Origin of the sequence: Stenotrophomonas oahuensis (assembly GCF_031834595.1) — a bacterium.
GTDB classification, from domain to species: Bacteria; Pseudomonadota; Gammaproteobacteria; order Xanthomonadales; family Xanthomonadaceae; genus Stenotrophomonas; species Stenotrophomonas oahuensis.
Genome location: NZ_CP115541.1, coordinates 1648820 through 1671687, shown reverse-complemented (window position 1 = coordinate 1671687; position 22868 = coordinate 1648820). Strand labels below are relative to the sequence as shown.

Annotated in this window: 22 protein-coding genes; 3 read left to right on the top strand and 19 right to left on the bottom strand. The window is 63.1% G+C overall.

Features of this window, described 5'->3' with window-relative positions; genetic code table 11:
• Window positions 1–253: 253 nt before the first annotated feature.
• From PDM29_RS07250 to dnaA, 19 genes are all read right to left on the bottom strand, one after another.
• Complete coding sequence (locus PDM29_RS07250) at window positions 254–670, bottom strand: hypothetical protein (RefSeq protein WP_311193179.1); 417 nt, start codon at window positions 668–670, stop codon at window positions 254–256.
• Window positions 671–1189: 519 nt separating this feature from the next.
• The gene (locus tag PDM29_RS07245; RefSeq protein ID WP_311190592.1) at window positions 1190–2449 is read right to left on the bottom strand and encodes an IS256 family transposase; all 1260 of its coding nucleotides are present in this window, start codon (window positions 2447–2449) and stop codon (window positions 1190–1192) included.
• A 132-nt stretch (window positions 2450–2581) separates the two neighbouring features.
• Window positions 2582–2947, bottom strand: a complete 366-nt coding sequence (locus PDM29_RS07240; RefSeq protein WP_311193178.1) for a hypothetical protein — start codon at window positions 2945–2947, stop codon at window positions 2582–2584.
• Window positions 2948–3184: 237 nt separating this feature from the next.
• Complete coding sequence (locus tag PDM29_RS07235; protein ID WP_311193177.1) at window positions 3185–4276, bottom strand: PA0069 family radical SAM protein; 1092 nt, start codon at window positions 4274–4276, stop codon at window positions 3185–3187.
• A 264-nt stretch (window positions 4277–4540) separates the two neighbouring features.
• A complete protein-coding gene (locus tag PDM29_RS07230; protein ID WP_311193176.1) occupies window positions 4541–5284 on the bottom strand; it encodes a pyridoxine 5'-phosphate synthase in 744 nt (247 codons plus the stop codon).
• The gene (locus PDM29_RS07225; protein WP_311193175.1) at window positions 5281–5547 is read right to left on the bottom strand and encodes a hypothetical protein; all 267 of its coding nucleotides are present in this window, start codon (window positions 5545–5547) and stop codon (window positions 5281–5283) included. The genes PDM29_RS07230 and PDM29_RS07225 overlap by 4 nt, the downstream gene beginning before the upstream one ends.
• Before the next feature lie 66 nt (window positions 5548–5613).
• Window positions 5614–7083: a cardiolipin synthase gene (gene cls, locus PDM29_RS07220; RefSeq protein ID WP_311193174.1), complete on the bottom strand. Its 1470-nt coding sequence runs from the start codon at window positions 7081–7083 to the stop codon at window positions 5614–5616.
• Between the two features lie 291 nt (window positions 7084–7374).
• The gene (locus tag PDM29_RS07215; protein WP_311193173.1) at window positions 7375–7788 is read right to left on the bottom strand and encodes an ExbD/TolR family protein; all 414 of its coding nucleotides are present in this window, start codon (window positions 7786–7788) and stop codon (window positions 7375–7377) included.
• A 3-nt stretch (window positions 7789–7791) separates the two neighbouring features.
• Entirely contained in the window at window positions 7792–8217 is a 426-nt protein-coding gene (locus PDM29_RS07210; protein ID WP_311193172.1) for an ExbD/TolR family protein, read from the bottom strand.
• Window positions 8218–8274: 57 nt separating this feature from the next.
• Window positions 8275–9036: a TonB-system energizer ExbB gene (gene exbB, locus PDM29_RS07205; RefSeq protein WP_282296447.1), complete on the bottom strand. Its 762-nt coding sequence runs from the start codon at window positions 9034–9036 to the stop codon at window positions 8275–8277.
• A gap of 88 nt (window positions 9037–9124) precedes the next feature.
• The gene (locus PDM29_RS07200) at window positions 9125–9793 is read right to left on the bottom strand and encodes an energy transducer TonB (protein WP_425508723.1); all 669 of its coding nucleotides are present in this window, start codon (window positions 9791–9793) and stop codon (window positions 9125–9127) included.
• 145 nt (window positions 9794–9938) lie between these two features.
• A complete protein-coding gene (locus PDM29_RS07195; RefSeq protein ID WP_311193171.1) occupies window positions 9939–11147 on the bottom strand; it encodes a heme biosynthesis protein HemY in 1209 nt (402 codons plus the stop codon).
• 132 nt (window positions 11148–11279) lie between these two features.
• Window positions 11280–12086 carry a M48 family metallopeptidase gene (locus PDM29_RS07190; RefSeq protein ID WP_311193170.1) on the bottom strand — a complete coding sequence of 269 codons (807 nt, stop codon included), beginning with the start codon at window positions 12084–12086 and terminating at the stop codon, window positions 11280–11282.
• A 70-nt stretch (window positions 12087–12156) separates the two neighbouring features.
• Window positions 12157–13011: a CPBP family intramembrane glutamic endopeptidase gene (locus PDM29_RS07185; RefSeq protein ID WP_311193169.1), complete on the bottom strand. Its 855-nt coding sequence runs from the start codon at window positions 13009–13011 to the stop codon at window positions 12157–12159.
• Between the two features lie 70 nt (window positions 13012–13081).
• Window positions 13082–15541, bottom strand: a complete 2460-nt coding sequence (gene gyrB / locus PDM29_RS07180; protein ID WP_311193168.1) for a DNA topoisomerase (ATP-hydrolyzing) subunit B — start codon at window positions 15539–15541, stop codon at window positions 13082–13084.
• Window positions 15542–15650: 109 nt separating this feature from the next.
• Window positions 15651–16760 carry a DNA replication/repair protein RecF gene (gene recF, locus PDM29_RS07175; RefSeq protein ID WP_311193167.1) on the bottom strand — a complete coding sequence of 370 codons (1110 nt, stop codon included), beginning with the start codon at window positions 16758–16760 and terminating at the stop codon, window positions 15651–15653.
• Between the two features lie 705 nt (window positions 16761–17465).
• The gene (dnaN, locus tag PDM29_RS07170; protein WP_311193166.1) at window positions 17466–18566 is read right to left on the bottom strand and encodes a DNA polymerase III subunit beta; all 1101 of its coding nucleotides are present in this window, start codon (window positions 18564–18566) and stop codon (window positions 17466–17468) included.
• 21 nt (window positions 18567–18587) lie between these two features.
• The gene (locus PDM29_RS07165; RefSeq protein ID WP_311193165.1) at window positions 18588–18806 is read right to left on the bottom strand and encodes a hypothetical protein; all 219 of its coding nucleotides are present in this window, start codon (window positions 18804–18806) and stop codon (window positions 18588–18590) included.
• Window positions 18807–18842: 36 nt separating this feature from the next.
• Window positions 18843–20174, bottom strand: coding sequence for a chromosomal replication initiator protein DnaA (dnaA, locus tag PDM29_RS07160; RefSeq protein ID WP_311193164.1), 1332 nt, complete (start codon window positions 20172–20174; stop codon window positions 18843–18845).
• A 253-nt stretch (window positions 20175–20427) separates the two neighbouring features.
• Here dnaA and rpmH point away from each other — a divergent pair, with 253 nt between their 5' ends.
• The 3 genes from rpmH to yidC are packed head-to-tail and all read left to right on the top strand — an operon-like array spanning window position 20428 to window position 22768.
• Window positions 20428–20568 (top strand): 50S ribosomal protein L34, encoded by a 141-nt coding sequence (gene rpmH / locus PDM29_RS07155; protein ID WP_006404565.1) that lies wholly within the window; start codon window positions 20428–20430, stop codon window positions 20566–20568.
• A gap of 5 nt (window positions 20569–20573) precedes the next feature.
• The gene (gene rnpA / locus PDM29_RS07150) at window positions 20574–21062 is read left to right on the top strand and encodes a ribonuclease P protein component (RefSeq protein ID WP_311193163.1); all 489 of its coding nucleotides are present in this window, start codon (window positions 20574–20576) and stop codon (window positions 21060–21062) included.
• Window positions 21062–22768 carry a membrane protein insertase YidC gene (gene yidC / locus PDM29_RS07145; RefSeq protein WP_311193162.1) on the top strand — a complete coding sequence of 569 codons (1707 nt, stop codon included), beginning with the start codon at window positions 21062–21064 and terminating at the stop codon, window positions 22766–22768. The genes rnpA and yidC overlap by 1 nt, the downstream gene beginning before the upstream one ends.
• The last annotated feature ends 100 nt before the right edge of the window (window positions 22769–22868 follow it).

Sequence of the window (22868 nt, the reverse complement as noted above, 5' to 3'; positions counted from 1 at the left end):
GAAGCGCTTGGCTCACCATGGCATATCTCGCTGGCTCATGTTTGTCATCTGTCGATAATGGCATTGCCAGCTTTCGCCCAGGTCTCCTTGCCGGAAGTAAGCTCATCATACTTGCACGTGACGAGTTGACATCGGATGTCTCAGGCGCATTCCGTTGTGCCTCGGCGGATATGGCCAGGTGGCTTCGAGATTGTGTGACATCCGGCGTGAGATTGCGGGTGATGCCCCCGCTTGGTCCCGACGTCTCGGTGGCTCAGTGTGTATATCCTGGCGCGCCCTCTTCGAAGTAGTCGGCTTCCCTCGGCACCCCCTCCCAAGGGCCGAGCTCCTGCAAGTACCTTTGTCTGGCTATGATCGTGTTGTTGTATTGAAGCGTGCCACACGCTCCTTCGAATTCCGTCGGACTCTTGAGCTCGAATTGCGCGTCCAACTGGAGGCGAACCGTCTGGGCTTCGACTTTTTCCACCGTCAGCGTTCCAGCTGTAAGGTATCCGTAGCAGCCGGCTTTTCCAGGCATGTAGCTCAATCCAGTGCCATAGAACCCCCTGTTGGGCTCGCGCGATAGATCGATGTGGTCACCCTCTTTGAGTGGAGCGTTGATGACCAGCGTGATCTTTCGAAACTTCTCAGCGTCGAGACCATCGTCCATGTACTCCCGCAGGCCGATCACCGTGCTTCTGCCGGGGGTAATACGATGACATGCCACCGCGATTTCAGCGTGCGGGACCTTGTCACACCCTTCTTCGATGGACCGGCTTCCTGTGACGTAGAACTGCGTTGTGGAGTCCGGTGCACGCAAGGTGGAGCAAGCTGTAGATGGCACCATCGCCAGCAGAGTGAGCGTCAATGCTAAGTGTCGATGCACTATTTGTATCCCACCGAGTCGACCATACGTAGGTCTTGCTTTGAGATCCTGTACTCGCGACCGCCTCCATAGATGGTCATGCCTGGACGGATGACCGGCTCAATGAGGACGATGTAGAAGTCTGCGGTTTGCTGCAGGGTGAGCTGATAGTTCTCTATTGACGAAAGATAGATCCCAAGTTCGGTTGACCTGTCATTTCTCTGCTCCAGAGCTTTTGAAAACTCTACGTACGCGACCCTGCCTGCATCGATGAGTGAGTATCCCTGAGAGTGTCCGTATTTTTGTGTTCGGGCGACGTGGGCTGCCCTGTGACAGCCCGGCTTCTTAGTACGGGCTCCGGATAAATCGGTCCCCGTAAAGTACGGCAAATTGGTTCATCGCGTTCTTCCAGCCGTGGCTGGTGCCTCCCCAGTTGGCCGTGATGTTGCGCAGCCCCAGCCAGATCAGCTTGATCGCCGCCTCGTCAGTTGGAAAATGCCCTCGGGTTTTGATGACCTTCCGCAGCTGCGCATTAACGCTCTCGATGGCGTTGGTGGTGTAGATGACACGACGGATCTCAGGTGGAAACGCGAAGAAGGGTATGACGCGGTCCCATGACCGTCGCCATGCCTGGGGCGCCGAGGGGTAGCGTTTGCCCAGCGGCGAGGCCTCCAGCGCTTCCAGGGCCTGTTCGGCGGACTCTGCATTGATGGCCTGGTAGATGGGCTTCAGCTCGGCTGCGAGAGCCCTTCGATCCTTCCAGCCGGCGTAGTCCAAGCTGTTGCGGATGAGATGCACGATGCAGGTCTGGAGAGTGGTCGCTGGGTAGACCGCCGCCAGCGCCTCGGGCATGCCTTTAAGGCCATCGGTCACCGCTATCAGTACGTCCTCCACGCCGCGCGTCTTGAGGTCGTTGAAGACCTTCATCCAGAACTTGGCCCCTTCTGTGTTCTCGATCCAGATGCCCAGGATGTCGCGACTTCCATCAGGTAGAACGCCTAATGCCAGATAGATCGCTTTGTTGCGCACTACGCCCTCGTCACGCACCTTGACGCGCAGGGCATCAAAGAACACCACCGGATACATCAGCTCCAGCGGACGCGTCTGCCACGCCGAAATCTCTTCCAGAACCTCGTCGGTCACCGAGCTGATGAAGTCCGCCGACACGTCTGTTCCATACTGTTCAGACAGAAACGCGCGGATGTCGCGGACGCTCATTCCGCGCGCGTACATCGCGACGATCTTGTCGTCAAAACCAGTGAAACGCCGCTCGTGCTTGGGAATCAGGATGGGCTGGAAGCTGCCATCCCGGTCCCGGGGAACGTCCAGTCGCAGGGGGCCATCCTCAGTCAGAACGGTTTTGCTGGACGTTCCATTTCGCTGATTGCCGGTCGATTCCGGTCGCTCGCTTCCGGGTGGGTACCCCAGGTGATGGCCCAGCTCGCCCTTCAGTGCCCGCTCAATCAAGGCCTTTTTCAGGGCTGTGGTGATGTCCAGGATCTCGCCCGCGGTCGTCGCTCCGTTGGCAAGCTGCTCAACGAGCTCGGCAGGCAGGGTAGGCAGCTGACGGGCAGCGGCCTTGGCGGTCATTTTCTTGGGTGGCATACATGATCCTTTTCAACATGTTATGCCCGAACACAAAATTCCTGACAGTCCCGTATCCCTCGGTCGCTTCTGCAGCGCGCACTGGTGCTGCAGCCAAGGTGAGTACGAGCAACCCCATCGCGAGGACGTTGTTCAAGACGGCCACCTGTTTTGTTGATGACTTGGTCCGATTGTCCTGAGTCCCGCAATGAGGGAAAGAGTTGTAGAAAGAACGAGCAGCAGGAACACTGCAAGCTTTGCGTACATGTCTTCAGCGCCAGCCAGTATCCAGGGGCTGTTGGGTTCGAGTCCGCCAAACACCGCGAAGATGTATAGGACACTCATTAGCCCGAAGAAGGCGAGGCAGGCTTTCCAGAAGAAGCCCATTCTTTGGGTGGCGACTCCAAAGAGGAAGATCGTTGCGAAAACTGTTAGGGACGCAAGCTTCTGGTCCCTGATGAGGGTTGCCCACAAGGCAATGAACGTGGCGACAGACACAACCTTTGCGATCGCGGCCAATCCATTCACCGGTGCGTGGGAGCTGGCCTGAGTTTAACAATTCGTTCGGGCTTCGCAAGCGGTTTGGGGCTGCCTTGCTGGCTCGCGATGGCGGTTACGCCGGTTGGTTTTCATGCCAACACCGAGTGTTGTGCTGCTATCGGCGGTCGACTGTCGTGCGACCCTACCGAAGCCGGTCCATGGCGTCATTTTCGGCGTGGGGGATGTGGCAGCACGGTGTCCTGCGTCGGCTCAGGACTAGAACAACGAGCCCTGCGGCGAATCCTCTCTCGGTGGCAATGGCCGCACGAACTTGGCGCAGTCCAGCTTCGGCCAATGGCTGTGCTGGCCGTCGAATCCCAAGCGCTTGCGTGCCAGCTTGAACCGGTTCGACAGCAAATCTGCATACACACCTTCGCCACGCATGCGCGTACCGAACTCGCTGGTGTAGTCCTTGCCCCCGCGCAGTTGGTTGATCGTGCTCATCACGTGCGCGGCCCTATCCGGGTGATGCGTATCCAGCCAGTCGCGGAACAGCGGTGCCACTTCCAACGGCAGGCGCAGCAGCACGTAACCAGCACTGCTGGCTCCGGCATCGCATGAGGCTTCCAGTACGGCTTCCAATTCCGAGTCATTGATCCAGGGAATCACTGGCGCGACCATCACACCCACAGGAATTCCAGCGTCGTGCAGGCGTCGCATCGCGCGCAGGCGCGCGTGCGGCGCCGAGGCACGTGGTTCCAGTTTGGCCGAGAGATGCGGGTCGAGCGAAGTCACCGAGAAGTGCACGCTTACCAGCTTCTGTTCGGCCAGCGGCGCAAGCAGATCGATGTCGCGCTCCACCAGCGCGTTCTTGGTGATGAGCGAGAACGGGTGCTGGGTTTCCAGCATCACCTCAATCAGCTGCCGGGTGAGTTTGAGCTTCCGTTCGATCGGCTGGTAGGCGTCGGTGTTGATGCCGAGGGCAATCGGTTGCGGCACGTAACCGGGGCGCGAGAATTCCTTGCGCAATAACTGCGGTGCGTTGGTCTTGGCGAACAGCTTGGTTTCGAAGTCCAACCCTGGGGAGAGGTTGAGGTAGGCGTGGCTGGGGCGGGCGAAGCAGTACGAGCAGCCGTGCTCGCAGCCGCGGTAGGGGTTTACCGATTGGCTGAAGCCGACGTCGGGGGATTTATTGCGGCTGATGATGCTGCGCGCGGTTTCTGCGCGCACTTCGGTGCGCAGGCGCGGGGCGGCGAATTCTTCGCCTTCTTCGGTGTCCCAGCCATCGTCCACGGCTTCGCTGGTGGTGACCTCGAAGCGGCCGGCCAGGTGGGTGGTGGAGCCTCGGCCCTTGATTGCGATTCCCATGGTTAGAGCCTAGCCGCGGGGTGTCTCGCGGGTTGAGATCGGGGCGTGGGATGTTGGGTGGGCGAGGGGGTTTGCATGGTTAGTAGTATTACTAACCACAGGGTGTTTGGGTAGTGAAAGTGTTGTGAATAGGGGGTTTGGGGCGGATTGTGCGGAATTGGCGCCCAGGGTTATCCACAGGCGGCGCGGAGAGCAGCCGGGCAAGCCCGGCTCTACGGGGACCGCGCGTGTTGCCGGCACACCGAAGCCACGCAGGGCGTGGCTCTACAGCAGGTGGATGTAACCCTTCACCGTGGCGTCCAGCCCCTGATACAGGGCTTCGCCGATGAGGGCGTGGCCGATGGAGACTTCCAGCACATCCGGTACGGCCTGCAGGAAGTCGCGGAGGTTTTCCTGTGAAAGGTCGTGGCCGGCGTTTACGCCCAACCCGGCGGCCTGGGCACGGCGGGCGGCGTCGGCAAACAATGCCAGCTGCACGGTGGCATCGCCGGCTGCGTGCGCCTCGGCATAGGGCCCGGTATACAGCTCAACGCGGTCGGCACCGAGGGCGGCGGCTTGGGCGATATCGGGGTTGCCGGCGTCCACGAACAGGCTGACGCGGCAGCCATACAACTTCAGCGCGGCAATCAACGGGCGCAGCCGCTCACCATCGCGGCTGAAATCAAAGCCATGGTCGGAGGTCAGCTGGCCGTCGCCGTCCGGCACCAGGGTGGCCTGGGCAGGCCGGGTCTGCTCGCACAGCGGCAGCAGGCCGGGGTAACCCTCGCGCGGCGGCGCGAAGGGGTTGCCCTCGATGTTGAATTCCACGCCGCGGGCGTGGGTCAGGGTGCTCAACGCGAACACATCTTCTGCCCGGATATGTCGGCGGTCCGGGCGCGGGTGCACGGTGATGCCGTGCGCGCCGGCGTCCAGGCAGGCGGTGGCGGCCTGCACCACGTCCGGGTCGGTGCCGCCGCGCGAGTTGCGCAGGACGGCGATCTTGTTCACGTTGACGCTGAGGTAAGTCATAGGCTTGGGGGCAGGTCGTCCGGGTCGCGATCGGCGTCGCGGCGGGCCTGGGCCTGCTCGCGCAGCCGGCGTAGCTCGATGGGGTCGATGGCGGTGGCGATATCCCGCTGCACCTCGCCGAAGGTGGCCACGTAGCGGCCGCGGATCCAGGCGAGCAGGAACAGCAGTGCGCCGCCCAGCCACAGCATCATCATGCCGGTGGATGGGGTCTTGATGGCGAAGGCGAAACAGCCCAGCGAAAGCAGCAGGAACAGCCAGTACATTGTCATTCTCTCCGTTGACCCGCGCAGTGTAGCGCCGGGGCGGGGCGGGGTTCCACGTGGTAGCGGTTATAGCAGCGGCGAGGCCAACCGGGCGAAGGCCTCGGGCACTCGGTGCAGCCACAGCGAGCGTTTGCGCTCGTTCTGGACCTGGGCGGCGGCGGCGAACTCGTCGGCGAGAATGGCCTCCAGTTTGGCCACGGTGCCGGCGTCAGTGATCATCATCGACAACTCGAAGTTGAGCCGGAAGCTGCGGTGGTCGAAGTTGGCGCTACCCACAATGCACACGTCGTCGTCGGCAATGAACGCCTTGGTGTGCAGCATGCGCGGGCCGTACTCGTAGATCTTCACCCCGGCATTCAACAGTTCGTCGAAGTACGAGCGCGCGGCCTGCGTGACGAACCAGGAATCGCTCATCTTCGGCACCAGCAGACGCACGTCCAGGCCGCCGAGCGCCGCAGAGGTGAGCGCCATACGCGCGGCTTCCCCGGGCACGAAGTAGGGCGTGACCAGCCAGACCCGTTCCTTGGCTTCATGGATGGCGGCGACCTGCAGGCGATGGATCGCTTCCCAGGCTGAGTCGGGCCCGGATACGAGCACCTGGGTCGCGATACTGCCGTCCTTGCGCAGCGCCATGTCGTTGGGCCACAGACGGGCCATCTCAAGCTTCTGCGGTTCCTGACCGGTGGCGTACATCCAGTCCTCGGCGAACACCAACTGCAGGCTGCGCACGACGTGACCTTCCAGTCGCATGTGCAGATCGCGGTAGGCGTCGGCGCGTTGGGTCTCGTCTTCCTCGTCGGTGATGTTGATGCCACCGGTGAAGGCGGTGCGCCCATCGATCACCACAAGCTTGCGGTGGGTACGCATGTTCAACCACGGCCGTTTGAAGGGCTTGAGCAACTGGCGCGGATGGAACCAGGCGACTTCACCTCCGGCTTCAAGTAGCGGGGCGAGGAATGATTTGCGGATGGCAGAGGAACCCACTGCGTCCAACAAGAGGCGCACGCGGACGCCCGTGCGAGCGCGCTCGACCAGCGCATCGCGCAGTGACGTGCCTGCATGGTCGGGGTTGAAGATGTAGTACTCCAGGTGGACATGATCGCGCGCCTGACCAACCGCGGCGATCAGGGCGGCGTAAGTCGCTGCACCATCAACCAGCCACTCCACTTCAGTCGCCGAACTGGGCGCCAACCCCGTGGTGGACTGCGCAATCTTCACCAGCTCGGTGCAGTCCGCGTCAGGCGGACATACGCTGCTGTAGTGCTCCATGCCCGAACGCGCACGACCACGGCGCAGGCGCTGCCGCTTCACTTTCTGCGGGCCGAGCACGTAATAGATCAGCAGGCCGATATACGGCAGCGCAGCCAACGACAGAATCCAGCTCAACGTGGCGACCGGCTCGCGCTTCTGCAGCATGATCCAGCCGATCAGCCACAGCAGATACACCACATAGGCGGCGATCATCATCGGCCGCAGGTGGGGAATGGCATCAAGCCAATGAAGCCAGTCGGCGAGGGCAGGGTAGGTAGCGAGCATGGGCGGATCATAGCCGGACAAGGGTGTCCGGTGCTTGCTCCAGAAAGCGAAAGCCCCGGCCAGCAGTGCTGGTCGAGGCTCCGTAAGTCCGATGCCCTTGGCTATACCCGGTCCGGCCGGGACCCGCGAAGCGGGTGGGGTGCGCACCTTCTCGGCTATGTGCTGCATGCGCGCCGCTATGGTCTACCCAGCGCAGTCAGCCGTCAACGGTCGTTTCCGTCACTCAGACAAAAAAAACGCCCCTGTTTCCAGGGGCGTTTTCCAGTCGCGTCATGACTTGGGTCTTGCGTATTACTGCTGCTGGAACCCGATCTTCTTCATCTGCGCGTTCTTCGCGGCGGCCAGAATCTTGGCCATCACGTCGTACTCCGAGTCCGGGCTGGCGTCGATGCGCAGCTCAGGCTGGTTGGTCGGATCACGCTGCACTTCCTGCTCCATGCGCTGCTGGAGTTCGCCCACTGCCACCGGGCTGTTGTTCCAGAACACCTGGTTGCTGGCGTCCACGCGCAGCTCGATCGGCGGCGGCGGTTCAACCAGCTGCGGCGGTGGGTTCAGCACGCGCTGCGGCAGGTCCACGGCGATCGGGTACGTCATGATCGGCGCGGTAACGATGAAGATGATCAGCAGCACCAGCATCACGTCCACGAGGGGCGTGACGTTGATGTCTGCCATGGGGCCCTTGCCACCACCAGAACTGAATGCCATGGCTTACTGCCCCTTCTCTTTGGTGGCCACGAAGCCCACGTCGAGCATGCCCTGTTCCTGCGCGATCTTCGTCATCTCGTTGATGACGCGCATCTTGGTGGTGCGGTCACCACGCAGGTTCAACGGCGGCTGCGGGGTCTGCTGGGCGGCGGTCGCCAAGCGGGACTCGAGGGTCCCCTTGTCGATTTCCTCGTCGTTCCAGTAGATCGAACCGTCTTCCTTGACTGCCAGGGTGATCGGGCCCTTGCGGTCTTCGGCGGCTTCCGGGTTCTGAACCAGGTTGGCCTCCGGCAGATCCACCTTGACCTTGTGGGACATCAGGGGCGCCGTGATGATGAAGATGATCAGCAGCACCAGCATGACGTCCACGAGGGGCGTCACGTTGATGTCGGCCATGGGGCCGCCGCTGTTACCACTACTGAAAGCCATAACGGGCTCCGTCTAGATCGTGTTGACTACATTCTTCCCGGGTACGGCGCGTCGCAATTAGCGGACGCGCGAACCGGTGGCGAAGAAGTCGTGCAGGTCGTGAGCGAACGTATCGAACTTGCTGATCGTGGCGCTGTTGATCTTGCTGAAGAAGTTGAAGGCGAACACGGCCGGGATTGCGACGAACAGACCGATAGCGGTCATGATCAGCGCTTCACCCACCGGGCCAGCAACGGCGTCGATCGAGGCGGAACCGGTGGCACCGATCTTGATCAGCGCGCCGTAGATGCCCCACACGGTACCCAGCAGACCGACGAACGGAGCGGTTGCACCGACGGTGGCCAGCAGGGTCATGCCCGACTGCAGCTTGTTGCTTTCGCGGGTCACGGCCTGACGCAGGGCGCGGTCGACGAACTCCGAACGGCTCAGGTTTTCACCCAGGCCACCGGTGGCGCCGCCTTCAGCGCGCTGGTGGTGAGCAGCAGCCTGGGCTGCGTCCAGAGCGATCTTCGAGAACGGCTCGGAAGCCGGCTGTTCTTCCATCGCACGGATGGCGTCCTGCGCGTTCGGGGTGTCCCAGAACTGGCTGACGACGCGGTCAGCTGCGCTCTTCAGACGGGTGGCGCGGAAGATGTTGATGACGGTCCAGTACCAGGACATGGCCGACATGATCACCAGGGTCAGAAGCACGACCCAGGAGACGGCGAAGTCACCCGGCTTGGTGGTCATTTCGTGGATCAGATGCTCGAAGCCCATCTGCGACAGGGCATTGGACGGGTTGCCCCCGGCAGCAGCGGCGATGAAAAGTTCCTGCAGCATGACGCTTACCTTTGTTGTGTGTGGTGATGAATGGTGGTGCTAAAGAAGAGCTGGCAAGAGGCGGTGGCCGGCGGGCCACCGGCCGCTGTCAGTTCAGCGCAAAGTTGACCGGGACGCGAACGCGACCTGCGACCTTCTTGCCGCCCGACTCCGCTGCGCGGAAGCTCCACTTACGTGCAGCATCCATCGCGGCGCGGTCGAGGTCACGATTACGGCTGGACTTTTCGACCGTGACATTGGTGACGTTGCCGTTGGCATCGACATCAATGATCAGGATGACTTCACCCTGGATACCTGCGCGGAATGCGGCCGGCGGGTAACGCGGGGGATTCATGTTCTTGGACGAGATATCGACGCTGGCCTCGATGGAACTCGGCGGCTGCGGCGGTGCCGGCGGCGTCGGCGGCGTCACGATGTCGTTTGGACGCGGTTCCGGCACGTCCACCACAGGAGCCTGCGGCGGCGGCGGCACCGGCGACGGCTTCGGCGGCGACAGATTCTTCACCGGCGGCGGCGGCGTTTCAGTCGGCGGCGGCGGCGGCGGCGGCGGCGGGGGCGGCGGCGGTGCGTCCACCAGGGTCACCATCACGTTGCGCTCCTTCTCGGCAGCAGCCTTTGGGGCCACGGCGGGAATGAGCAGCATCATGAAAGCGGCGAGATGCAGTGCAATTACAAAAGCGATACCCACGATGCGCGGCCAGCTGAGGCCGGTGTCATCGCTTTGTTCGTACCTGTGAACGACAAGTTGTTCCGTCATGCGCCAAGAGCTCATTAGTGGGGCCGGGTACCTGGGGGCAGGTAGCCCATGATCAGCGGTGCATGACACCGCAGGAACCTCCAAGCTTATACCAATCCTGAGCGCCTGCGCATTAACACGACAGGCGTTCAGGCGTTATTCCTACTTACTTCAGGTTGATGATTTTCTTGGCATCCGCCTGGTTCTTCACGCCCTTCGCCAGCGCCTGCTGGGCGGCCTGCTTGGCCTCCGAAGTGCGACCTTCGGCATGCAAAACGCGTGCCAGATTCAAGTAGGTTTCACCGTCCTTGGAGAGCGGGGCGGCCTTCTGCCACGCTTCAATCGCCTTGCCCACCTGCGCCGGCTCGGAGTAGTAGTACGCCTGGGCCAGGGCCAGCTGGGCCTGGTAGTCGTCCGGCTTGAGGATGCCCTTGGCCTGGCCGTCGTTGATGACCTTGATGACGTCCTGTTCCTTGCCTTCGGTGTTGGCGTAGATCGAGTAGAGCTGCTTGTACTCGCGCTCATCAGTCAGCTTGCCGGCGGCGTACAGCTTGGTCATGACGTCGGCCGCCTTGCCCATCTGGTCGGCCTGCATGTACATGCTGGCCAGGTTCATCTGGGCCTTCTTGTCGTCCGGGTTGCGGGCGGCGATGGCTTCCGCCTGTGCCACCGCTTCACCGGTCTGACCGGCTTCGGACATCGCGGCCATCAACAACTGGTTCCAGTTGTCCTTCGGCTCGGTGGCGCCGGCGATGGCCTGCTTCAGCACCGGGATCGCTTCCTGGTAGCGCTCCAGCTGGTACAGGGCCTGGCCCTTGATGATCAGTTCTTCCGGCTTGGTCGACTTGGTTTCGGCGAAGTACTTGTCCAGGGTGGCCAGGCCGGCTTCGGTCTGGTCTTCCTGGATCTGCAGCTGGGCCTTCATCAGCAGCGACTGGTAGTGGCCGTTGTTGTCCAGGCCGTTGAACTCCAGCACCTGGTCGAGGTACTTGATGGCCGCAGCGCTGTCGTCCTGGTTGTAGGCGGCCTGCGCAGCCAGCTGGGCGGCCAGCGACTTGTCATAGTTGTTGGCAGCACTGTTGGCCAGGATGGCATTGGCCGCGGTGAGCGTTTCCGGGAACTTCTGATCGTTGTAGCTGTCGATCATCTTCTGAAGGTCCTTGCCCAGCTTCGGCGAGGACTTGGCGGCCGGTTCCTCACGCGTAGCGTTCGGGAACATCACTTCGGCCTTGGCAGTGTTCTTGCTGCCACGACGATCGCTGTTGCTGCGGTCCGCGCTGCGGGACTGGGCCACGGCGTCGGTAACCACCACGCCGCCCAGGGCGGTCGCGATGAGGACGGTAAGCACGGCTTGCTTGTGGTTGCTGAAGATCATCATTCACCTCGATCAAACCGCCGCGGCGGCATCAAAACGGACTGTCAGAAAAATCTGAGCCGCCAAACGTATCAGAAACTGTTGTCGTGAAAAACCGTTTCCGATGCTGCAGCACAACATCCTTTGGTCGTACTAGCCACAGCGCGGTTTGCGACCGGCGGCTTGAGCCTGCTGGAACACCCCGTTCAGGGCCGGTGCATCGCGTTGCAGCTCGCGAATACGGTTGGCCGGATCAGGGTGGGTGGACAGCCACTGCGGCGAGCGCGAGCCCCCGGCAGCCATCATGTTCTGCCACAGATTGACCGCCTGGGCAGGGTCGAACCCGGCCTCGGCCATCAACCGCTGCCCGACCACGTCTGCCTCGCTTTCCTGGGTGCGCGACCCAGGCAGCAGGAAGGCCGCCTGGGCACCGGCACCGCCGAGCTGGTTCACCGTGCTGGCGGCCCCGTCACCGTAGGCGGCACCGGCCAGCGCACCGAGCACGGCCAAGCCGGTCTGCGCGCCCATCTGGCGGGTCAGGCGCTCTTCGTGGTGGCGCGAAATGACGTGGCCGATTTCATGCCCGATCACCGCCGCCAGCTGGTCCTGGTTCTTGGCCACGCTGAGGATGCCGGTATTCACGCCGACTTTGCCGCCGGGCAGGGCGAAGGCGTTGGGTTCGTTGTTGACGAACACCGCCGCCTCCCACCGTACGCCACGGTATTGAGCGGGCAACTGCGCGACCAGCGCGTTGACCACGCACTGCACGTAAGCGTTCTGCTTGCCGTCGGTGCTGATCTTTTCCTTCTGCTTGGTTTCGGCGAAGGCCTGGGCACCCAGCTGGTCCAGTTCGGCCTGTGAAACACCGCCCACCATCTGTCGCCGCCCGGTGGGCGAGGTGGTGGTGGCGCAGGCACTTACCAGCAGGGTGATGGCCAACCCAAGCAGCAGCGGTTTCATGGTGCGGGTTCCCGTGTTCATGTGTGCAGTGTTGCGCCGTGGAACGTAAATTTTTGTCAAACCCGGCAATTCAGTGCAAGCCGAGGAACACCAGCGCCGCCAGCGCGATGGCGTTGTTCAAGGCGTGCGCGGCAATCGGCGCCCACAATGTGCCGGTGCGCTGGTACAGCCAGGCAAACGCTGCGCCCATGCCGCCATACACCAGCCACAACTGGGCGATTTCCAGCGGACCGTTGGCGCTGGTACCCGGAATTTCGTGGATCAGGGCGAACGCGAAGCTGCTCAGCACCAGGCCCAGCCAGGGGCGACCGGCCTGCCACAGGCGCCCGAACAGCACGCGGCGGAACAGCAGTTCCTCGTAGGCAGGGGCGAGCACGATCGCGAACAGCGCCAGGAACCACGGGAAGTGTTCCAGCGCCTGTTCCATCAGCGCCAGGTTGCTGGGTACCGGCTCACTGCCGGCCAGCTTGGCCAGCCAGGAAATCAGGTTGCTGCCAATCACCACGCAGGTGGCCACCAGCAAGGTCCAGCCCCAGGTGGAGGCACGGCGTGCGGCCTGCCACGAGCGTCCGCGTTCACTGACGTCGGCACGGCGGCGCAGGAAGTACAGCACCAGCGCGGCACCGCCGGTGGCGAACAGGGCCATCAGAATCTGCGCCAGCGCACCGGGCTGTCCCAACTGCTGCATCGCCGTTGCGGCGGCGTCCGGACCGCTTTCCTGCACTACCTCGACCGCGCGGAACATGCCCCATAGCAGGCCGCTGAGCATGCTCAGCGTCAGCAGGGTGGCAATGGCGATACCGAGGTCGATGAAGAAGCCGGCGACCGGCGAGCCGGGCTTGCGCGGCGGCGTCCGGGGCGGCGTGCCCGGCAGGGCGGGCGGCGGCGGAGGCGTCGCGGACGCCGACGGGGCAGTAGCAGACATCGAATACCTGGCAGCAAGGGTGAAATCCGGCCGGTTGCGTCACGCAACAGACCGGATTGGACCGATTGTGTCAGATATCCAGGTTGGAGACCCGCAGCGCGTTGTCTTCGATGAAGTCGCGGCGCGGTTCCACCACGTCGCCCATGAGGGTGCTGAAGATCTGGTCGGCGGCGACCGCGTCTTCAATGCGCACCTGCAGCAGGCGGCGGGTGTCCGGGTTCACGGTGGTGTCCCACAGCTGCTCCGGATTCATTTCACCCAGGCCCTTGAAGCGCTGGATCTGGCGACCCTTCTTGGCTTCCTCCAGCAACCAGTTGCGCGCCTGGGCGAAGCTTTCGATCTCTGCCGACTTGGCACCGCGGCTGATCTTGGCACCGGCGCGCACGAGGCCATGCAGCAGCAGCGAGGCCTGGTGCAGCGCACGCAGTTCACCGGTCTCAAACGCCGCCAGCGGCAGCACCTGGATCAGTTCCTCGCCCATGTGACGGCGCGTGACCAGCACGGCGGCCGGACGCTGGTCGGTGGGTTCCTGCAGTTCCAAGACGAAGCGCGGTGCACCCAGGCTGCCCTGGTTGAGACGCTTGGCCAGTGCGGACAGGCCTTCGTCATCGCCGGCCTTGCGCAGGTGCTCCAGGTCCATCGGGGTGAAGTCGACCAGCGCTTCGAGCACCTGACGGTCGTAGCGGTGTGCGTTGCGGTCGATCGCTTCCTGCGCGGAGGCGTAGGCGAGCAGCAGCTTTTCCAGGTTGACGCCTTCGATGGCCGGCTCGTTCTCGGCCGGAATCAGGCCGGCGTTTTCCACCGCGCTGCTGGCCAGGTACGCGTCCAGCGCCGGGTCGTCCTTCAGGTACAGCTCCTGCTTGCCCTGCTTGATCTTGTACAGCGGCGGCAGGCCGATGTAGACGTGGCCGCGCTCGATCAGCTCCGGCATCTGCCGGTAGAAGAACGTCAGCAGCAGGGTGCGGATGTGGGCACCGTCGACGTCGGCGTCGGTCATGATGATGATGCGGTGGTAACGCAGCTTGTCCGGGTTGTATTCGTCGCGGCCGATGCCGGTGCCGAGTGCGGTGATCAGCGTGCCGACCTGGTCGGACGCAAGCATGCGGTCGAAGCGTGCGCGTTCCACGTTGAGGATCTTGCCGCGCAGCGGCAGCACCGCCTGGTTCTTGCGGTTGCGGCCCTGCTTGGCCGAGCCGCCTGCGGAGTCACCCTCGACGATGAACAGTTCGGACAGCGCCGGATCCTTTTCCTGGCAGTCGGCGAGCTTGCCGGGCAGGCCGGCGATGTCCAGCGCACCCTTGCGGCGGGTCAGGTCGCGGGCCTTGCGCGCAGCTTCGCGGGCGCGGGCGGCGTCGACGATCTTGCCGGCAATGGCCTTGGCTTCGTTCGGGTTTTCCTGCAGGAACTCTTCCAGGCGGGCACCGAAGGCGTTTTCCACGGCCGGGCGCACGTCCGAGCTGACCAGCTTTTCCTTGGTCTGGCTGGAGAAGCTGGGATCAGGCACCTTCACCGACAGCACGGCGATCATGCCTTCGCGCATGTCGTCGCCGGTCAGGTTGATCTTGGCCTGCTTGGCGATGCCGTTCTGCTCGATGTAATTGTTGAGCACGCGGGTGAGCGCGCCACGGAAGCCGGCAAGGTGGGTACCGCCGTCCTTCTGCGGAATGTTGTTGGTGAAGCAGTACATCGTCTCCTGGTAGGAGTCGGTCCACTGCAGCGCCACTTCCACGGTGATGCCGTTGTGTTCGCCGGTGACCGAAATGACGTTCGGGTGCAGCGGGGTCTTCAACTGGGCCAGATGCTCCACGAAGCTGCGGATGCCGCCTTCGTAGTGGAAGTCATCGCGACGGCCTTCGCCGCGCTCATCCTGCAGAACGATCTTGACCCCGGAATTCAGGAACGAGAGTTCGCGCAGGCGGCGAGCCAGGATGTCGTAGTGGAATTCGGTGTTGCCGTGGAACGCGACCACCGACGGCCAGAAGCGCAGCGTGGTGCCGCGCTTGCTGCTGGCTTCCACCTGCGCCAGCGGGCTGACTGCGGCACCGTTGCTGTATTCCTGGTGGTAGTGGAAACCGCCCTGGAAGATGTCCAGGGTCAGCTTCTCGGACAGCGCATTGACCACGCTGACGCCCACGCCGTGCAGGCCGCCGGAAACCTTGTAGCTGTTGTCATCAAACTTGCCGCCGGCGTGCAGCACCGTCATGACCACTTCAGCCGCCGACACTTCGCGGCCGAGCTTGGCGCTCATCTGCGCGTGCTTGCCGGTGGGGATGCCGCGGCCGTTGTCGGATACAGACACCGAGCCATCAGCATGGATGGTGACCGCAACGTGGTCGGCGTGGCCGGCGAGGGCTTCGTCGATGGAGTTGTCGACCACCTCGAACACCATGTGGTGCAGACCGGTGCCGTCATGCACGTCACCGATGTACATGCCGGGACGCTTGCGCACCGCTTCCAGGCCTTCCAGGGCGGTGATGCTGTTGGCGTCGTAATTGCCGTTGTTTGCCGGGGTGTTCTGTTCGTCAGTCATTGCGCTTGCCGTAGGCTCCGCAGGTCGGGCACCGCCAGGGCGGGGCTCCGAGGAATAAGGGATTGCAGGGGGAAATTATACCAGCCGGGCAGGGTGGCCCCCGTTGGCACTATGGCACACCGCTGGATAGGGGGTTCAGCTGACCATGTTCCACGTGGAACCGTGTGATGTGGGTGGCGTCGGCCAGGGCCGCCGGGGTTTCGGTGGCGGTGATGAATATCTGCGCCGGTCCGGTGCGCAGCCGCTCAAGTACCCGAGCCTGATGGGTGCGGTCCAGCTCCGAGGCCAGGTCGTCGAGGGCGATCACCGGCCACTCGCCACGCTGTTCGGCGTAATCCTCGGCCTGTGCCAGCAGGCAGGTGAGGGCAGTGAGCTTGGCCTGCCCGCGCGATAGTGCATCACGGCCCGGAATCTCGGCAAAGCCCACGCTCCAGTCGGCGCGATGAGGGCCAACGGAGGTGTAGCCCTGTTGCCGATCGCGATCACGGGCCAGCAGCAGCGCATCGGCCAGCGAAAGCTCGTGCCGGCGCCAGCCAGGACTCAACGACAGCGAGTGGACCTGTAGATTGGGGGCCAGATGCTGTGCCAGTTCCACGGTACGGTCCTGCAACCGCTCCAGATAGTGCTGGCGACGCGCGGTAAGCGGTTCGCCGGCTTCGGCGAGCTCGCGATCCCAGGCATCCAGTGCCTGCGGATGCCCGCCCTGCTTGAGCAGGGCGTTACGCTGCTTCAGCGCCCTGGAGTACCGGCGCCAGAGCGAAAGAAAGTCTGGTTCCACGTGGAACAATCCCCAATCGAGGAACCGGCGCCGGGGTTCGCCCCCACCGCTGACCAAGGCATGGCTGCCGGGTTCGAAGGTCACCACCGCCAGCGCGGCACACAGGTTGCCGAGTTGCGCGACATCCTCGCCGTCCAGTCGTCCCTTCCAGTCCTGACCGGTGTGATGCAGGCCCGCCTTGCGCCGCGTGGCCTGCTCGGCCCCTGACCGCTGCTCATCCCACTCCACAAACACGTCCACGGCTTCCCGACCCTGGCGTACCAGGCCATCGCGCACGCGCCCGCGGAAGCTTCGGCCGTATGCCATGAGGTGCAGCGCCTCCAGCACACTGGTCTTGCCGGCACCGTTGTCGCCGGTGATCAGGTTGATGCCGGGTTGCGGGGCCAGTTCCACGTGGTCGAAGCGGCGAACGTTGTGCAGGGAGAGCCGGCGGATGTACATGCGAAGGGGGCAGGGGATCAGTCGAACAGCTTACTGCATCCCACAGCGCCTCCGTAGCGCCACGCCCTGCGTGGCTGCTCTTCCCAGCAGACCGCGGACTCCGCCAAACAGGCCGCGAATTCTTTGAAATCTGATGAGCGCCCACGGTCTCTGCCCTGCAGATTTCAAAGAATCTGCGCCCTTTTCCGGCTGTCTCTAGTACCCCTGGATCCGGTCCTCGAACCGACGTCTTCTGCCGGGCGCCGGTTGTCCACAGCGAGCTTGTATGACCTCTTCGCAACGCGGGGGCAGGCTGTGGATAAAAAAGGGACTTTTCCAGGCTTGAAAACATATCCACAGCTTCACCCCCACCCCCAAGGGCCTTTTTACAGGGGGTTTCATGGGTACAATTCCCATTGAATTCAACTAGATAACATACTTTTCAACCAAATCTAGCTCTACCATCACCACATAGCTTTAGATTTATATACAGATTTAAAGCTTGGGACGGGCAGCCAGAGACCATCTCGGTTGTAGAAGATGGCAACGTGCGAACAAGGTACGTGAAGAGTATCCACGCAGGGCGTGGCTCTACGGAATTTCAGCTTCATGGTGTTCAAGAGCATTTGGAATGAGTGCTCCACGTGGAACATCCAAAAAGAAACCCGGCGCTGGGCCGGGTTTCTGATCAAGCTTGGTTCCACGTGGAACCTGGTATGACGCAGGTCAGAGACGCAGCGGCATCACCACGTGACGCGACTTCTCGCTGCTGGCCTCACGCACCAGGGCCGAGGAGTTCGAATCGCGCAACTGGATGACCACGTGCTCGTCGCGCAGAGCGGACAGGGCATCCAGCAGATAGTTCACGTTGAAGCCAATGGCCAGATCGCTGACCGTGGTGTCGGCCTCGATCTCTTCCTGGGCCTCTTCCTGCTCCGGGTTGTGCGCGCTGATCTTCAGGTTGCCCGGCGATACTTCCACGCGGATACCGCGGTACTTCTCGTTCGACAGAATCGCAGCGCGCTGCAGCGAGGCGCGCAGGGCTTCACGATCAACCTTCACTTCGCGGTCGGCGCCAATCGGAATCACCGCTTCGTAATCCGGGAAGCGGCCGTCGATCAGCTTGGAGGTGAAGGTCACATCGTCGCGCTTCACGCGAACGTGGCTGCGGCCCACTTCCAGCTCGATCTCACGATCACCGCTTTCCAGCAGACGCTGCAGTTCGGTCACGCCCTTGCGCGGCACGATGATCTGGCGTTTGGCGCCGCTGGCCTTTTCCAGGTCGGTTTCGCACAGCGCTAGACGGTGGCCATCGGTGGCAACGGTGCGCAGTGCATCACCGCGCAGGTCAAACAGCAGGCCGTTGAGGTAGTAGCGCACGTCCTGCTGGGCCATGGCGAACGCAGTGCGTTCGATCAGTTCCTTCAGAGTGGCTTCGCCAATGGCAACGCGCTCGGTGGCTTCCACTTCGTCCACCGACGGGAAGTCGTTGGCGGGCAGCGTTGCCAGCGTGAAGCGGCTGCGCCCGGCCTGCACGGTGATCTTGTCACCGCTCTGCGAGACGGTGATCCGGCTGCCGTCGGGCAGGGCGCGGATGATCTCGAAGAGCTTGCGGGCGGGAATGGTGGTTTCGCCGTCCTCGGCGTCCTCAACCGCGATCCGCGACACCATCTCCACTTCCAGGTCGGTGCCGGTCAGCGACAGCTGGCCCTTGTTCACCTGAACCAGGAAATTGGCCAGAACCGGCAGGGTCTGGCGGCGTTCGACCACGTTGACGACTTGTGCCAACGGCTTGAGAAAGGCTTCGCGCTGCAGTGTGAAACGCATGTGGTTCCGTGCCCCTATGCTTTAAAAAAATGTGGAATAAATCAAAAGCTTGGTGGTGCTGGTAGAGCCAGATTTGCTGGAAAACACAGTCAAGTCTTTGAAAATAAAGGCTTTTACGGCCTCGAAACCCTCTGCATTACCAGCCCCCAAGGGGTGGGGAATACTGTGGATAACTTTACGCTGAAAATTTCCAGCCGTTTTATCCACATGCTGTCCCGCGCTTGCTACCGGATTCTGCACCGTTTTATGCGGTGACGAGAAGATCTGGCTCCTGCATCATTCGCTCAACTTCCGGATCAGCTTGTCCCAGTCCTCACGCAGCTTGCCGTCGGTTTCCATCAGGGTGCGGATCTGCCGGCAGGCATGCAGCACCGTGGTGTGGTCGCGACCGGCGAACGCATCGCCAATCTCGGGCAGGCTGTGCTCGGTCAGCTCCTTGGTCAGGGCCATGGCTACCTGGCGGGGACGGGCCAGCGACCGGGTCCGGCGCTTGGACAGCAGATCCTTGATCTGCAGCCCGTAGTAGTCGGCCACGGTTTTCTGGATGTTGGGAATGCTGATCGCCTGCTGCTGGGCGCGCAGCAGGTCGCGCAGGGTTTCCTGGGCGAAGTCAGTGGTGATCGCGCGGCCAGTGAAGTTGGCGCGGGCGGTCAGGGTATTGAGCGCACCTTCGAGGTCGCGCACGTTGGAGCGCATCTTCTTGGCAATCAGAAACGCCACATCGTCGGGAATCTCAGCACCGCGCTCGCGGGCCTTGGCCAGCACGATCGCCGCACGGGTTTCGAAGTCGGGCGGCTCGATGGCCACCGACAGGCCCCAGGCGAGGCGCGACTTCAGCCGCGCTTCCAGCCCTTCCACCTCGCGCGGGTAGCGGTCGCAGGTCAGGATGATCTGCTGCTTGCCGTCGAACAGTGCGTTGAAGGTGTGGAAGAACTCTTCCTGGGTGCGGTCCTTGCCGGCAAAGAACTGGATGTCATCGATCAGCAGCGCGTCCACCTGCTGGAACTGGCGCTTGAACTGGTCCATGGTCTTTTCCTGCAGCGCCCGGATCATGGCGCTGAAGAACTGCTCCGAACGCAGGTACAGCACCTTGGCGCCCGGGTTGGCCTGGCGCATGGCGTTGCCGGCGGCGAACATCAGGTGGGTCTTGCCCAGGCCGGTGCCCCCGTACAGCAGCAGCGGGTTGTGCGCGCGGTCGCCCGGTTTCTGCGCCGCCTGGAACGCGGCAGCCAGACCCAGCTGGTTGCTGCGGCCTTCGACGAAGTTGGCAAAGGTGTAGTGCGAATCCAGATTGCCGGCAAACGGCACCATCGGTTCGGCCGGTGCCTGGGCTGCGGGCGTCGCAACTGGCGCAATCTGCGCCTCTACCGGGCGCGGGCGCGAGCCGATTTCAAGAAATACCTCGCGGTAACCGGCGAAATGGTCCATCAGTTCGCGGATGCGGGCCAGATACAGCTCGCGGACCTGGTCGACGATGAACTGGTTCGGCGCGTACAGCACCAGGCTGTCGGGGCGCACATCGGCCTGCAGCGGCTTCAACCAGGTGTGAACATCTTCAGGCGGAAACTCCGCTTCTAGACGTTCGAGAGATTTGGACCACGCATCCATCGGCAATTTTCGTCTGGGGCCTGTGGATGGGCGCACGAAGCCGCCGCGCCACAGGCCGGAAGGGGAAGAAATGGATGGCGCAGACTACCACCGACGGGCAGGTCCGGGAATGCTTGTCCCACACTTATTCACAAAAACATCCACAACTATTGCACAGGCCGGTGAAATCCCGTAGTGACATGGACTTGACGCGCCCCCAACCAGGTCTATAGAATTTCCGGTTCTTTCCGTCCCCTTCTTACAGAGGCCCAGCATGGCCACCAAGCGCACTTTCCAACCCAGCAACCTCAAGCGTAAGCGCGACCATGGCTTCCGTGCCCGTATGAAGACCGCTGACGGCCGCAAGATTCTGTCGCGTCGCCGCGCCAAGGGCCGCAAAGTCCTGAGCGCTTGATTGCAATGCCGCACTCCGCGGCAGACGCAATCCTGACTGTGAGCAGTTCCGACCCGCGCAAGCGATTTCCACGCTCTGCGCGGGTTCGTACGCGTGCCGAATATACAACGGTTTTCAACGGCGCCCGCCGTGTGTCCGACCCCCTCATGACCCTCCACTGGTGCCAAGGCGACAAGCCCGCCCGGCTGGGTCTGGCGGTGTCGCGCAAAGTCGACCCCCATGCCGTGGGTCGCAACCGGATCAAGCGTGTGTTGCGCGACGCCACACGCCACCTGCGCCCGTGCCTGAAATCCGGCGACTACGTCGTCGTGGCGCGTGCCGCCGCCCGTACGGCCAGCAACGATACCCTCCGCCAGGCCTTTGAACGCCTGCTGCGCCGCCTTGGCGCATTGCCGATGCCGGGCGCGGACGGCACAATGCCGCCGCCCGGGGGCATTGCCCCTTCCTTGTCCGAACCGGCACCTGATGCCGGTCCAGCAGAGCCTCCACGCTGATGAACCAGACCCGCGTTTTCCTGATTGTTGCCTGGCTGATGGTGGCCGTTCTGCTGTGGATGGAGTGGGGCCGCGACAAGGCCGCGCCGGCTCCGACCACCCCGGTTGCCACCCAGACCCAGGGCACCGTGCCGGGTCCGGCCGGCAGCGTGCCCAGCGCCAACGTGCCGCAGGCCCCGGGCAGCGCCCCGGCGGCGGCCGCGACCGCGCAGGCCTCGGCGTCTGCCCCGCGCGTGACCGTCACCACCGACGTGCTGCGCCTGGTGCTGGACGGCGGCAACGTGCTGGATGCCGAACTGCTGCACTTCCCGCAGACCAAGGACGAGGGCAGCCCGCCGGTCCGCCTGCTGACCGAAGATCCCGCCCACCCGTACCGTGCGGTGAGTGGCTGGACCAGCCAGGACAAGAGCATGCCGGTACCGGAAGCCGGCGGCTTCCGTCTGGTCGGTGATGCCAAGGACTTCGTGCTGGCCAAGGGCCAGGACGAGCTGCAGGTTCCCTTCATCTGGGAAGGCCCGAACGGCGTCACCATCCGCCGTACCTTCACCGTCAACCGCAATGAGTACGCGGTTAAGGTGAAGGACGAAGTGATCAATGCCGGTACCGCGTCGTGGAACGGTTATGTGTACCGCACGCTGGACCGCACGCCGACCATCCTGTCGCGCAGCATGACCAACCCGGACTCGTTCAGCTTCAATGGCGCGACCTGGTTCGACAACAGCAAGAGCTACCAGCGCCGCGCCTTCAAGGACTACCTGGAAGACGGTCCGCTGAACCAGCAGGTTACCGGCGGCTGGATCGCCATGCTGCAGCACCACTTCTTCACCGCGTGGATTCCGCAGAAGGATCAGGCCGCGAACTTCCAGCTCTCCCAGCACGACGGTCGCGACCAGATCCAGGCCACCGGCCCGGCATTCACCGTGGCCCCGGGCCAGCAGGTGAGCACCGAAGCCCGCCTGTGGGTCGGTCCGAAGCTGGTCAACCAGATAGCCAAGGAAGACGTGCCGGGCCTGGACCGCGTGGTCGACTACAGCCGCTTCTCGCTGATGGCGGTGATCGGCCAGGGCCTGTTCTGGGTGCTGAACCAGGTCCACAAGGTCGTCAACAACTGGGGCTGGGCCATCGTCGGCCTGGTGGTGCTGCTGAAGCTGGTGCTGTACCCGCTGTCGGCCGTGCAGTACAAGAGCGGTGCCAAGATGCGTCGCTTCCAGCCGCGCATCCAGCAGCTGAAGGAACGCTATGGCGATGACCGCCAGAAGTTCCAGACCGCGATGATGGAGCTGTACAAGAAGGAAAAGATCAATCCGATGGGCGGCTGTCTGCCGATCCTCATCCAGATGCCGATCTTCTTCGCCCTGTACTGGGTGCTGGTGGAATCGGTGGAACTGCGCCAGGCCCCGTGGCTGGGCTGGATCCAGGACCTGACCGCACGCGACCCGTACTTCATCCTGCCGATCATCAACATGGCGGTGATGTGGGCCACGCAGAAGCTGACCCCGGCACCGGGCATGGACCCGATGCAGGCCAAGATGATGCAGATGATGCCGCTGATCTTCGGCGTCATGATGGCCTTCATGCCGTCCGGCCTGGTCCTGTACTGGGTGGTCAACGGCGGCCTCGGCTTGCTGCAGCAGTGGTGGATGACCAAGCGCCACGGCAGCGACCCGGTCCCGGCACCCGCCGCCCCGGCCAGCAAAAAGAAATAACCGGAGCATCCCGATGTCTCCCGCAAAAGCCCGCCCTCCGGCGGGCTTTTGCACATCCAGCGGTAGAATTCCGCCACCGGCGCCCAGCGCCACGCACCAC